Source organism: Nitratidesulfovibrio sp. 1201_IL3209, from assembly GCF_036763125.1.
Lineage (GTDB): Bacteria > Desulfobacterota > Desulfovibrionia > Desulfovibrionales > Desulfovibrionaceae > Cupidesulfovibrio.
In genome coordinates, this window is the sequence record NZ_JBAIYT010000044.1 from 16,943 (window position 1) to 30,081 (window position 13,139).

The following is a 13,139-nucleotide window of genomic DNA, read 5'->3' on the forward strand; positions in this document are numbered from 1 at the left end:
AACGCCTCAAAAATGGTATTTCTCACGTCTACGGCGGAATGCTTCTTCCGTCCCTTCCATGATGTCGAGAACAGCCTTGGTTACAGACGCCTGATCAAGCCCCCCGCAAGCAAGGGCTTCACCTTTGCCGTCTCGGGCTTCGAAGGCGTAGACCAGCTCGGCATCTCCGTTTACCGGCAGATTGGCGTTGTGCGTAGCCATGATGAGTTGACGCTTCGATTTCACTTTGCGCAGCATCGGGATCAGCTCCCGGAACACAAAGTTGGAGTCCAACTCATCCTCGGGCTGATCGATGACCAACGGCCCACCTTCCTGCGCCAGCAACAGTGCAAGGGCGGCGGTGTTTCGCTGACCGTCAGAGAGGGAACCTTCGGCGATACTGCCTGCAGTCGATCCATCCGCCCGAAACAGTTTCATGTCGACGGTGTCTTGTACCCGAGAGCAGCGCAGTTTTTCCCAACGTTCAAGATTGTCTTGAATGTGCTGGAACAGATCTTGGCTGTTCGACCCGAAATCCGGCCCTGTCGAACCTTGCTCCACAGACAAACGCTCTTCCAGAACTTGCCAGGGCGACTCAGCATCTTCCTGTCCGGTAAACAGCGTATAGAGCGTCTCCCCACAACTTTCCCAATTTTTACCTAGCCGCGTCCGCCCATCAGAGGGCGCAAAGCTCTGCCAGAGCTCCCGGAAATTTTTATGATCTTGCTGGTATTTTGCTGAGACCTCGATAAAACGCTGCCTGCCTTCGTTTAGTACAGCGAGTTCATTGGCTCGTTCGGCGGCTTCAACGCGCTTCTGGAATTGATCTCGCCAGATCTGATGCAACTGCTGCATGAGCAGACCGGTGTCTCCCGCAGCTTCTTTTAGCCGCTGAATTTCAGCCCCGGTTTCATCAATCTCCCGCTGTTTCTTGGTGCGTGATTGATTGATTTCCTGAAGATGGCCAACATCATCCGTTGTCAGACCTTTAGCCGCGCAGGCTTCACTGAACTTGGCGTCGGCCTGATCCAGTTCCTCCCTGATCGCATTCCATGCCGGATCGTTGGTTTTAAGATCCTCGACAGCGGCTTCGAATTGCTCGACGGCATCGCGGATAGTTCGGGCCAACGAATCCTTGGCGGCCTTTACCTTATCGTCGAATTGCCTAAACCAAGCCGCGTGAGTTGAATCTGTAACCTGAAATGCTACGTGCGATGCGGCGATTGTCTCGGCCAGGGAGGCAACGTCGGTGAACTGCTTGCCTGGTGTTCCTGCAAGCCCTTCGAGGTAACGTGCCTCGGCCTTGAGGAGTTGGTGTTGGCGGGCATCCTCTTGAATCTCGCTTCGGGCCTTCCATTGCCGGTCCAGTTCTTGATGCTCTTGCTGGAGCCGCTTGTAATCCTTTTCGAGTGTCTTGGCCTTGCGGAGATTGGAAAATGCGTCCTGGATTTGCAGCTTGAGCTTGTGCTCCCGATCTGCCAGCTCATCCAGTTCGTTTTTGGTGAATCCGTCGACCAGCTCCAGCAGCCGTTGAGCCTGCCGAACGCTTCCGTCATCGATTTTCGACTCGGTCAGCCGGTTGAGCTGCTGCTGGCTGTAAAAGCGAAGAGGCAAGCTATTGAAAAAGGTTTCAGGATCGGCCAGGTCGCGACCCTGCACGGTTGGGCTGCCGTTTTGCCAAACGATACGATCTTCGACGCCATCCGCGCTGACCCAGCACACTTCGACTTCTGCGCGGGGTTCGTTCAACGTATCGCGTACTCGTTTGATCCGCTCTTTGGTCCCGTAATCAAGATCCTTCGATTTGTCCTTTCCAAGGATGATTCGCAGGTATTCAAGCAGAGTGGATTTCCCGCTGCCTCGGCCCCCAATGACACAGTTCATGTTGGGGGAAAAATGCACCTGCTGATCGGCCAGGAACGCCACGTTCTTGATCGAGATCGACTTGATGGTCGCCTGACGAACACGCTGTGCGGGGTGCGTATCTGTTGTTACATCTTCCGGCAAAATGATGCGGGATTCATGGTCGAGGAACGCCTGGCGGAGCGATTCGATGGAGGGCTCGGACATTTTGAACCATGAGTACCGGTAGCCAATGCTGTTAGGCGTCGGCTTCTGATGCTCATCGAAGTCGACCAGCTTCTTGTTGTCCGAAGACATGAGTGTGGCAATGGGGCGAATGCGCTTCCAGCCTGGCTGACAATCGTCTCCAGAACGCAGAAGCCGCTGATATCCAGCGCTCATCAAGTGAACAGGCTTTGGCACTTCTACCGCAAGCAGATCAGGATTCGTGAATTGATCCTGTTGCAACCATTCCGCTATCGAATCGCTGTCGAAAATGCCGTCGTTACTGGTTGCATGCGGCATGATGACGATTCCGCCATACTTGTCTTGGGTGGTGCGTAAGATCTCTTTCAGATTTTTGTCTGATTTTTCGAGCTGACCGGCGGCGTTCATTCTCGGGTAGCTCACGCCGCATTCCGTAAGAATCGAGTCCAGCCGGGTAAGGTCCGTCCCGGGTTCGAAAAGACAAAGAACATGGACGCCTCTGCCAACACCAGCCGCCTCGAACTCAAACCCTGGAAACAAGGTGATCTTGTGGCTGAAATCCCGCTCAATCTCATCGAACGCAGTCTGCAGATGTGGAATAAAGTCCTTGCTCAGAAAGTTGTGGTCGGTAATACCCACCACATCCAGACGCTGTTGATAACAGGCTTCCGCAAACGCCTTCGCTGCGACAGCCTCTTGTCCGGCTTCGAGGCGGTCTCCAGCCCAATGCCGCGCATCCGCAGGCGTCTGCATCTGCAGGTCGCATTTCAACCAGCACATTCCTTTGTACCAGGAGGTCATTCGGCGGCCTCCCTTGCGGCGCGTTTCTCGGCCAGGGTCAGGTGGTGGTCGTTGATGCGGTCGCCGTCAAAGACGTGATACCAGGGGGCGGATTCCACGTCCTTGCCCCGGTCCTTGTTCCAGTTGATGTTGGGTTTGTCGCGCAGGACGCCCGCGCCTCTCTTGCCAACATCGGGCACGCTGAGGAACGGGCGGATGTTGAGGCGCACGCCGTCGTTGAGATCCGGGTCCCAGCCGATGGGCTGTTTTTCCAGTGGTTTCCAGCGCACGAATATGTCGTAGGGCGCTTCGCCTTCGAGGATCAGCTCCAGCTTTTTCTTGAGGCTTTCTGCGGCAGCCAGGCGTTCCTGAGCGCCATCCACGTGGCTTACGATGTCCTGCTTCTGGCGGCTGATCCAGTCGCCCAGGTAGGTGTAGATCAGGGTCTCCAGCAGCTTGGCGTCGAGCTTGTGGTAGTTGACCAGAGCGGCGAAGCCGTCGCGCAGGCCATCCCAGATGTGCCAGATGAAGGGACGATGCTGGAACAGCTTGCAGTGTTGGGCGAAGAACTTCTCCCGCAGCCAGGTCTCCAGCGTCTTGCCCGCGTGGTCGGCGCTTTTGAGCAGCGCGGCCAAAGTGTCGTTGGACCAGGCATCGCCATAGGAGGCGGCCAGCAGGTTCAGCAGGCGGTCGGACGCTGAAGCCTCGCCCCGTACCGGCGGAATGCAGACGATGCCGTCATCATCGGCGTAGCCAGCCAAGGATTCGCAGCGCTTGACCCATTCGCGCTGCTCGTCGGCCAGTTCCATGCTTGCATCCAACTCGGCAGGCCAGCGATAGCCGAGGAGGCGGGCGACAGCAACGTGGAGAGGTTCTTCGCTTGATATAGGATGCCCATGGAAAGCCCACTGTGTCGGGTCATCAGTCCTTAATTCTGGGAAACCATTAGTGCTTTGCCATTTATCAGAATCATAAAATACTTTTAATATGGTTGCGTTTGTTAAACTCAGCTTTTGATCCAATAGCTGCAGCTGCTGTTGAAATTCCGGTGAATTAGTAAAAGCATATAGACCATTTAGATCTTCAGTTTTCTTTGGAGTTATTACAGCTACGGAATTATCAAACTGATGACCAAAGTACGGTGCAACTTGCCGCGTTACTCTTCCTATAGCTATTCCTTTGCTGCCCCATGCCAAGTTGCCACTTTCATGCATGTCATGAAGTCGAGCTCTCGTTTCCTTTGCATATTCATGGAGACGCCCTCGGCCTTGTTCCCAAAGAATGTAATTGTTGAGACCGAGGTTGCTCCCTTTTCTCGCATTAACAAAAGGGTTCCAGCCGTTTACAGGCAGTATTTCCCAGAAGCAAGTAAGAAACCTGTTTGAGTCACCCGTTACCAACCCCTGGTAGCAGGTTGCTAAGTTCTCAAGGAGAACGCCATCACTCGCATGATCTCCGAACATAATTCGATGATCAGGTGCATCATAAACTTCGGAAATTGATCTAAGTGAAATCTTCGAGTCAATAATATCAAATGCTTTATTCTCAGTCCCAGATGTGTCGTTTGCATCGACCAAAAATAAATTTTTGACTTTTGATGCACTGATTAATGAAAGCCCTACCTTAACAACCTCGCCTGTAATACTAGAAAATGCTCCAGATCCAAGTCGGCAGCAACCTACGATTCCTCGTTTTGAAAGTAGCGTATTGCGAAACGATTTGTAGCGTGCCGAAAAATACCAGTTTTGCGGGGAGACAACACAAATCAGGCCTGATGCTAAACTTAAATCAATACAGCGATCAATGAACGCAGTAGCTAGATCCCATTTAGAATTAGGATAGTTTCTTTCAAGGAAATCAAAAAGAGTGTTGTTTTGTTTCCCTCTTCCTAGATAGGGGACGTTTGTAAAAACAAACGAATACTTGCATCCTAAAGTTGTAGATGCTTTTGCTAACCCACGGGCTACAACACCCATCTCCGTCTTTTCATTATCCTTCTCACCTGCCAACGCTTTATTTAGCAGCGGCCCAACCTCTTCCCACCTCAATTCAAACAGTGAACCTTTGCCCAAGCTTGTTTCTGGATTGATCAGGCTGCCGAGTACCGGTGCGTCTTTAAACTGCTTGTAAAGCCCTTCAAGCGCTATTCGCAGATTGGTGTTGGCCCCGGCTAGTGCCAGCCATTCCTCTTTCTTGGCGCTGATCGACAACCCAGAGCAGGCAACATTCAATTCCGGCAACACCCGGTAGCCGCCAGCGCTCGGGTATTTCCACGCGGTCAGCGCCAGGGCAAAGGCGGCCAGCTCCACGCAGCGTTGGTCCAGCTCCAGGCCATGGATGTTTTCCCGCAGCACCGCATCCACCGCCTCCCTGGCGGAAAGACCGTCGCGCTCCATGCGCATCGGCACCAGCATCAGGAAGGCTGCCACCAGAAAGTGGCCCGAGCCGCAGCAGGGGTCGAGGGTCTTCAGTTCGGCGAGTTGCTCAGGCCAGCCGTCGAAGGTTCCGGCCGCCGGTGCCCAGGGGCCATCTTCCTGCTGCACAAAACGCAGATAGTCCAGCGGCACACCGGGGATCGCCGCCTTCCGGCGCAGTTCCGCTTCGCTGCTGGCGTTTTGGAGATCGGCCTCGGTGAGCCGTTTTGCCGCCCACCAGGCTCCGAGGGAGTTGTCGAGCAGGAAGCTGACCATGTAGGGCTCAGTGAAGAGCTGGGTGACGGCAGGCAGCTCCCGTGCGCCGATCTTGACCTCGGAGGCATTAACCTCGTCCTTCTTCTTGGCCTGCCAGAACTGATAGACCCACCCCAAACTGTCGGAGGCGGTGAAGACCGGAAGCTCCAGGTCGGCCACCAGGCGCTCTAATTTCTGCTGATACTCGGGCGGCAGGACCAGATGAAAAACAGGTGAATCGAGCCGGAAGATCTGCGGCAGCATGCGGGCGGCAAACCGGGCGGCCAGCTCCCAACCGTTGGCCGCGCCTTCATCGGCAGCGAGGTCCTCACACTCTTCGAGGGTGACCGCCACCGGATCGTCCGGGTCGGGATACATCAGCAGATTGTTCTCGGCCAGGAAGCGGGCGAATAGCATGCGGTGCCAGTGCTCGTAGGCGACCTCTTCGATCAGGCGGTCCATGGTCTGGATCTTGCCGCCATTGAGGGAATCGCCCAGTTGACGGCCGTGGACGCGCAGTTTACGGCGCAGCTCCCGGTCCTGTTCGCTCAGGTGGGCAAAGGGCGCGGCTTCTCCCACACCGAGTTGTTCCAGCGCGGCACGGGCAGCGTCCTCGGCAATATCACGCGCATCCTTGATGGTGCGTTCGAGTCGGCTTCTTAGGGTTTTATCCAGCGACTGCATCAGCACTGCCCTCCTTGCCTTGCAACAGCGTTGTAGCCGTTCTCTGCATCAAAGCATTTTTGGCAGGTCCCAGGAAATGCCTGCAAGAAACGGCTGAGCATATTGGAATCATCCTTAAAAACGGTCATCCAAACGCTCCAAAATCCATTCGCCAATGCTGTATCAACAATTTGCTCTCTAAAATAATTGTTGTCATTGTTGGCCAAACGATTGCGTGAACGCATTGCAATATCCCAAGCTTCCCTTCGATTGAACCACCTTCGATCCGAGGCTTTAGTGTCTTTTGGAGTTTTATCTATACCTGTCAGTTTGATTGTGTTGATTGCCTTACGTGCTATTTCTCCATCAATTCCATAGGATACAATGCCTCCTTCAGAATATTTCAAAGCACGGAATGTATTGTCACGATCCGGCCAGATATATTCATCCAAATTAATATTAGTATCTCCTTTCGTGGAATTGCAATTTGTGCATGCCAAAAGAAAGTTATCCCAGTTCAGGGCACGCTCTTGGTCTACCAGGTCGACACCCCGAGGCTGTTTAGGCTGTACATGTTCAACAGCTAAGGATGCATCCAAATGCATTTCACAATAAGAACAGTACTCTCCCATTCGACGAATCAATTCGCCTCGCGCATTGACATAGTCACAAAACTTGATGTCATGCTCCTGGTCATCTGTCGGTCTGCCCCCTCGGATAACAGGACGCATCTATTCCCCTCTCTCTTTCCTTGTTTTTCCCATGCCAGCAGCCATCCGTTCCATTTCTAGAAAGGCGTGGTAGGCGACATTGTCACTGTAGATGGCTGACAGCTTATCCAGCTCTTGCTTGAGGTGCTCTTTATAAGCTTCATCAGCGTCTTTTGCATCTTGCAAAACGCTATAATACTTTCGATCTGCCTCATACATATGCTGATATCGTTCGCTCCGCTGTGGCACCGAGACATTCATAATCTCCTCAACTATATCCTCGATGGAACGATTGCTAAAGGAATTGTCAGGCCCGGGAGCAGCAACGCCATACTGGAGCTCACTCGCTTTATCAGCAGGAAGCACCTCCTCCAAATCAACAACCTGTCCCGGTTTCAAAGATTGGAGAATAAAAGGAGAATGCGTTGTGGCGATAAATTGCAATTTAGGAAATGCCTTCTGAAGATCGGTGGCCACACGGCGTTGCCATTTAGGATGTAAGTGCAGATCGATTTCATCGATAAGCACAACACCTGTAGTTTCTTTTGCAGCATTACTTGCCAAATGAGGATTAAGACGAGAAGCTCGATGCGCGATGTCGGCGACCATGGCAACCATATTCCGGAAACCATCGCTCAAATAGTTGAAGGGTATTAAACCTTCATGTTCCAATAGTATCATGATCTGATCTTCACCCGTATCATAATAAAAATTTAATGCCCCCGGCGTACAGCAAAGCACAACATCTTTTACTACATCAATAGCTGGAATCTTTTGCCTTTTCTGCAATTCGGAATAGGCTAGTTTTTTGAACCATTTTTCAAAAGCATTCTGATCAGATTTTGGATCAAGGCAGTAGCGATAGGCATCCAACTGAGAACCTGGCTTTTCAGTCTGGATATTACGATGAATGTTCCATAACCGCCCGGCCCCGTAATATAAAAGAAGCGGCAGGCTATGATTGCCCCCCTGCTTGACAGCTTCTCTTGCCTGTGCACCAAAACTGACAAATTCCTTAGCTTTCCCACCGCGATCGCCTTTGTCGCGTTGCCATTCCCAAATTTGCCCATCTATTTGAGCAGATGCTTTTAACCAGACTTGAGACTGCCGTTCGCGGAAGGTTTGTCCTTCTTTCTCCCTGACACTAAGACGCGCATCGTCTGTTTTTATGCCACCCACGCCAGTTGGAATTCCAGACCCTTGAAAATACGTGTTCATCATTATTGCCAAGGCATCAAGAATCGTGGTCTTCCCCTTGCCATTATTCCCGATCAGGACATTGAAATTTTCGTGAAAACAGAAAACTGCATCATCATACCTTCGAAAATTTCGGATAAAAAGATTTTGAATTTTCATTTTCTCCTCCCTAGCGAATCACTACCGGTCCGTTTTCTAAGGCACCCTTGAGTTGTTGCTTCACGTCGTCGATCCAGGCATCGATTTCATCAATGGTTTTCAACGTACGTCGAGGCACCTGAATGAACTGTGCCTTAGGCTCGCACAACTCGGCGGCACCGCTGGCAACGTTCTCAAAGCGGGTGGGCATGGCCGCCACTCGGTCGACAAACATCGACAGGGCGCAGTTGTCCAGGGTTGTCAGGACATCGCCGGTAGACTGCACCGCCACCTTGGGCCGAGCGGACTCGTGCAGAAACTGAGCGGACATAAGCTGATAGCGCTGCTCCGGCTCCAGTTGCTGCCAGTTACTGTCATCCGCAAGGCGCTTGAGACCCTCCGCATGACGGACGGCATACTCGCCATCGAGCTTGTTGAGCTCATCGCGCAGCATCTGGGTCAGGTTGGCGATCAGCGGCCCGACCAGGTCGGGTTCTTCGAGTAGCTGGCGCTGCTGCTCAATGGTCTTCACCTGGGCCAGGATGACCTCGGCGTCTTGAAGCCCGGAGGCGTGGCGCATCAGGCGCTTTAAAACGGTCCAGTTAGGCCAACGCTTGGCGATGCGCTCGCCGAGATCGGTCCAGCTATCGATGTTGCCGCCCAACTCTTCGCGTCGGTTGTAGAGGGCAAGCAGTTGCTCATTGCCCGCGGTGAGGCGGATTTCATCGAGGGGGGCGGTGTCCGGCCGGGCCGGTTTCGGTGCCTCGCCGCCAGCCTGGTCGGCAAGCGCCACCATTTTCTGCAGGAACTGCTGTATGGAGGCCAGTTCTTCGCCCTGTTTGGCTGAGAGGCCGACCTTCTGCAACAGCTTGCGAATCTGAATGCGCTGGGCGGTGGTAACGGTGGCGGATTCCACCTTGAACAACACCCTACCGACGGCCTTGCGCTCCAGTTCCTTCGGGTCAAGGGTCTGGCCGCGCTCATCCTGAGCTCGGATCAGCCCGGCCACCAACAACACCTGCAGCCCTCCGTCCACGGCGTCACGCGACCACCCGTAAGGTGCAGACTCAAACTGAGTACGAATGTCCGCACCTTTTTTGCCACCAGCGATGAAACCGAGAACGGCTTTGCACACCGGATTCTTAGCGGGTTCGCCTTCGTCACCGACGGCCTTAAGCGCGTCAGGAGCGCCTTTCTGAGCTTTTTCATAAACCTTAGACCAGCCCACGTGGTCGGCGGTATGGAACTGCGGATAGAGCCGTTGCAGCGCGTTGCCGGATGCTTCGAGCACCATCTCCTGTAGATCGTTACCGAGGATTTCGTTGCCTCCACCCTGAAAGACGCGGGCACCGGAGAAGGCTTCTTCGAGCAACTCCCGAATCTTACCCTCGGCGGTCTGCTTGGTGGTCTCCATCGCCGCTCGGGCTTCGGTGCCTTCTGGGGTGTTGGGAACACCGCGCTTATCCAGCGTAGCGCTGGCGGCCTTGTAATCGATAAGATGGTGGCGGAGGTCATCGGCCGAGCGTTTGGGGATGAACACAAAAACGGTCGGGGACTGGTTGCCAGATTGCCTTGAATCGGCCCGCACTGAGTTTTCGTCAATGCTCCAGCCGTCGCGAACCCAAACGCAAATGCGTTGAGCGGCATCGGTGGGAAGCTGAGCGTCAAACACCGGATAGATGTCGCGGGAGACCTTTGAACTACCCTGCGTCAGGGAGAGCTTGCGCACCATTTCGCCGAATTTCTTGCGGATGCGGTCATCGCGTTCGGCCTCGATACGGTGCGTCTCGTTGGACAGGGCAGAACGCTGGCTTAAAAATTCATCGCTCCACGCCGCGCTCTCTTCGGTCTGGATGCGGTATTCATCACCAACCCTCATCAACAATTCGCATTTACCCAAAAGGGCTGGCAACTTACTGCGCAAACTGCTGCTGCCACAAGAAAGGTTTTCGACCAAAAGATCGGCAAGGGTATCAGTAGTGGCCCGAATGCCAATTTCGTTGTTCTGGCTGCCAAGCTTGTTGATAAGAAATACCAGGCCGCAAGCACGAGCCATAAGCTGTTCGTCTTCCGACCCCTTATTCCAACTCATGGTCTTTTCGTGGACCTTGCGGGGCAGGATGCGCGACTGCAACAGCTTGTCGGCAGAGTCGAAATAGAGATAGTCGGTCGGTACGACATGGCCCAAGGGGGCATTCAGGTTGGTCTGGATGACTTTGTGAACCATGCTGAGCTGGTTACGAAGCTGGCTGTCGGTTCCGGTTTGATCGAGAACCCGGAGGGTGTTTTCCCAAAAACGGCGGCGCACTGGAAGAATGGGATAGTCTTGGGAAAAATATTGAAAGTCGTCTTGCCTGTGACCAATGGTCGAACCCGCAACGTGTCGGGATATCTCGCCCAGATTAGTCTGCATAATCTGCTCGATGGGCGCCTTTGCTTCCGGCTTCTTGGCCAGAATGACCTTGCGAATGACCGCATCAACGTCGGCATCGGAAAGTTCCACTCTAATAGTGAAACGCCCTTCAAGCTTCTTCAGATTGCTGGTGCCGGTCACGGCGGTCTGCCCGGTGCCGATGAATAGCAGTTTGCCACCAATGTTTTTGCTGCAGGCTTCCACCGCCTCCTGGACGTCAATGGAGCGCTGGCTGTCTTCGCCTATGTACTGCTGCACCTCATCGAGTACCACCAATGTCAGCGGAAACTTGCCATCCTTCGTCAGCGCTAGCCGAATGGCCTTGAGCATGTCATCGCTCGAAACATCCTGAACATAGGGATAAAGATTGTTCAGGGTCTCGACGCAGGATGCGGGGGATGAGAAGAGCTTGGGCTTTGCTTGAACCAAGGCGCCGTGAAGCCCCTCAGCCACGTAGAAGTTGTCCAGTTCCTCGTCCCAGTTGAAGCCATTTTGTTCAATATGGGCGCGGACCTGGTCATAGATGCCTTCGTGTTTAAGCCACATGACGAAGCGGGCAACCGGGTACTGTTCAGGCAACTCTGCGGATTTGAATATGATACGCAGGAGTGCCAGCCGAACACTCCCGCTCGCACCGGCTCCCAATGTCCCGGACGCGGCGTGCAGCCCCCCATGGCGTTTGGCTTGAGTGCTCAGTTCCTTAAAATTATCAATGATTCCTTGCGGCAAGTTGGCAATGCCGCGTGCCGTAGCGCCATCCTCAAAGACCGTATCAACCCAAAGCGCACGGAGCATTTTGACAAGATGTGATTTGCCGGATCCGTAAAAACCACTGACCCAAACGGCGGGTTGCTGTGCCTGATCGATATTTTTCAGATAGGTATCGAGGATGTGCGACATCCCCTTTTCGTATTGCCCGTCACATACGAAGGTCTCCAACTCGTAACGGAGCACCGCCAGCGCCTGACTAGTCATTTCGTCGTTGACGCTTGCCACGCCCTCATTGACCAGTTTTCGGGTAGCCGGATTTTTTTGGTAAATATCGCAATTATTCATCCCAACACCTCGTTCAATATTCTTTATCCGCAGTGATCGGCACCGCGAGATAATTCCACCCGTCATAGCCATCCAGCAGCCTGTAGTTGTTGTTTTCATAGCTACCTGGGAAGAAAACCAGCAGCCGCCCTTTAACCATGGGGGCCAACATATTGACGACTTCCTTAACTTTCAAAAACCCGAAAAGCGACCCAACGCCATTCAGAGCAACGACGGAATCAGCTCCGATGTTGTTCTTTTGGATGAAGACCTCGAATTCCTCGGCAATAAACGAGAGGTATTTCGGCAACAACGTGGAAAGCAGGTGTGGCTTCTGGAAATAACTTTTGACGTATCGTTGCGAAGCAAGCCAAACGGCAAAGGTATCCGTTATGTCGAATATGGCCCATTTGTGACCAGCTCGCCTCGTAACAATCTCAAATTCATCAATTTTTGCACGCAGCCAACGTTCTTCATTTTCGTTGTATACACAAAAGATAACGCGCTGAGCTGCTGCAGCATCATCTCGCCAAGGAACAGATACATATTTACTGTATGACTGTATAAGCCGTCTAATTTTGCTCACGAAGCCACTCCAGTTCACTGGTATTGATCAAATTCGGAAATAAAACTTCGATAACGTCGCCCACTCGCTTGAATATAATCCACCCCTTGCGTGAGGCATCTTCGGCAAGTTCTATGGCTTTATCGGCAGTACAATCAAGCAGCTTGGCATATTCGGTTTGAAAAAGCGCTTGCCCCCGCACACCAGTGAGGTAGCCAAGGAGCAAGGCGTAAGAAACACTCCCGGCGGTAGGATTGGCGCGAGAGCGTACTTTTCGGACGCGACCACATACGTGGCCTGATTTAGTCCAAGTCGAATTGATATTTTGCGCCGTTGACTTCAGCGTTGCCTTACTGAAGCGGCCAGGATCTTGGCGGTCAATAAACGCCTCAAGAGATTCACGCGTTATTATTGCACCCTCAGGAAAATTTAAAATGAAATGTGATGTAGAGCGAAAAACTGCATCACGAGCATATGCGCAAAGCATAGCTATCAGTGAACGTCCATATAAATCCCTATTCCAAAAATAAAGAAGCGCTCTAAAAATTACATTTTTGAAGTCAAGAGAATAAATATCAACTAAATGTCGATAGGTAAGAGTTCGTGTTTTCCCAGACCTTTTCCCAAGGCAATTACTATCGCATATTGCAAACCTATACTCATCCTTTTCTGCATATTGATTTGTCACATGAGCAAGCAAAATGCTGAGTTCGTCAAGCATCATGGTCCTTGACGTATGCGCTCCACCCCGACCAAGGCTAAACCCAAACCGTATCAAAACGCTATCAGATAGCATTTCTATCCTGCTATATTTAGAAGGCTCTAGACCATCAGGCCAAGCCCTGATAGGCTAGAATCATGTTTAAAAACAGCAAATTAAGCCGCTACAAAATCGGAAAAATTGCTGAATGCTTTTGCATCGATATTGATGCCACCAAAAC

General features: G+C 52.6%; 7 protein-coding genes and 1 pseudogene. 1 reads left to right on the plus strand and 7 read right to left on the minus strand.

Features of this window, described 5'->3' with window-relative positions; translation table 11 throughout:
• Positions 1-6: 6 nt before the first annotated feature.
• Genes V6B97_RS15795 through V6B97_RS15825 form a run of 7 tightly spaced genes read right to left on the minus strand, consistent with a single transcriptional unit; the run spans position 7 to position 12,919 of the window.
• Positions 7-2,829 (minus strand): TrlF family AAA-like ATPase, encoded by a 2,823-nt coding sequence (locus V6B97_RS15795; protein ID WP_333507488.1) that lies wholly within the window; start codon positions 2,827-2,829, stop codon positions 7-9.
• Entirely contained in the window at positions 2,826-6,161 is a 3,336-nt protein-coding gene (locus tag V6B97_RS15800) for an Eco57I restriction-modification methylase domain-containing protein (RefSeq protein ID WP_333507489.1), read from the minus strand. The genes V6B97_RS15795 and V6B97_RS15800 overlap by 4 nt, the downstream gene beginning before the upstream one ends.
• Positions 6,161-6,871: an HNH endonuclease gene (locus V6B97_RS15805; RefSeq protein WP_333507490.1), complete on the minus strand. Its 711-nt coding sequence runs from the start codon at positions 6,869-6,871 to the stop codon at positions 6,161-6,163. Before V6B97_RS15805 ends, V6B97_RS15800 begins: the two co-directional genes overlap by 1 nt.
• Positions 6,872-8,206: an AAA family ATPase gene (locus tag V6B97_RS15810; protein WP_333507491.1), complete on the minus strand. Its 1,335-nt coding sequence runs from the start codon at positions 8,204-8,206 to the stop codon at positions 6,872-6,874.
• Positions 8,207-8,216: 10 nt separating this feature from the next.
• Positions 8,217-11,654 (minus strand): BREX system P-loop protein BrxC, encoded by a 3,438-nt coding sequence (gene brxC / locus V6B97_RS15815; RefSeq protein WP_333507492.1) that lies wholly within the window; start codon positions 11,652-11,654, stop codon positions 8,217-8,219.
• A gap of 13 nt (positions 11,655-11,667) precedes the next feature.
• Positions 11,668-12,219 (minus strand): BREX protein BrxB domain-containing protein, encoded by a 552-nt coding sequence (locus tag V6B97_RS15820; RefSeq protein WP_333507493.1) that lies wholly within the window; start codon positions 12,217-12,219, stop codon positions 11,668-11,670.
• Positions 12,206-12,919: a hypothetical protein gene (locus tag V6B97_RS15825; RefSeq protein ID WP_333507494.1), complete on the minus strand. Its 714-nt coding sequence runs from the start codon at positions 12,917-12,919 to the stop codon at positions 12,206-12,208. Before V6B97_RS15825 ends, V6B97_RS15820 begins: the two co-directional genes overlap by 14 nt.
• Before the next feature lie 137 nt (positions 12,920-13,056).
• On the opposite strand from V6B97_RS15825, the pseudogene V6B97_RS15830 reads away from it, so the two are divergent.
• Positions 13,057-13,139, plus strand: a pseudogene (locus V6B97_RS15830) (IS1595 family transposase); the annotation flags it as partial.

Bases quoted from the DNA above. Each gene is read 5' to 3' on its own strand.
- V6B97_RS15795 (WP_333507488.1), bottom strand. From the start codon at position 2,829: ATGACCTCCTGGTACAAAGGAATGTGCTGGTTGAAATGCGACCTGCAG.
- V6B97_RS15800 (WP_333507489.1), bottom strand. From the start codon at position 6,161: ATGCAGTCGCTGGATAAAACCCTAAGAAGCCGACTCGAACGCACCATC.
- V6B97_RS15805 (WP_333507490.1), bottom strand. From the start codon at position 6,871: ATGCGTCCTGTTATCCGAGGGGGCAGACCGACAGATGACCAGGAGCAT.
- V6B97_RS15810 (WP_333507491.1), bottom strand. From the start codon at position 8,206: ATGAAAATTCAAAATCTTTTTATCCGAAATTTTCGAAGGTATGATGAT.
- brxC (WP_333507492.1), bottom strand. From the start codon at position 11,654: ATGAATAATTGCGATATTTACCAAAAAAATCCGGCTACCCGAAAACTG.
- V6B97_RS15825 (WP_333507494.1), bottom strand. From the start codon at position 12,919: ATGCTTGACGAACTCAGCATTTTGCTTGCTCATGTGACAAATCAATAT.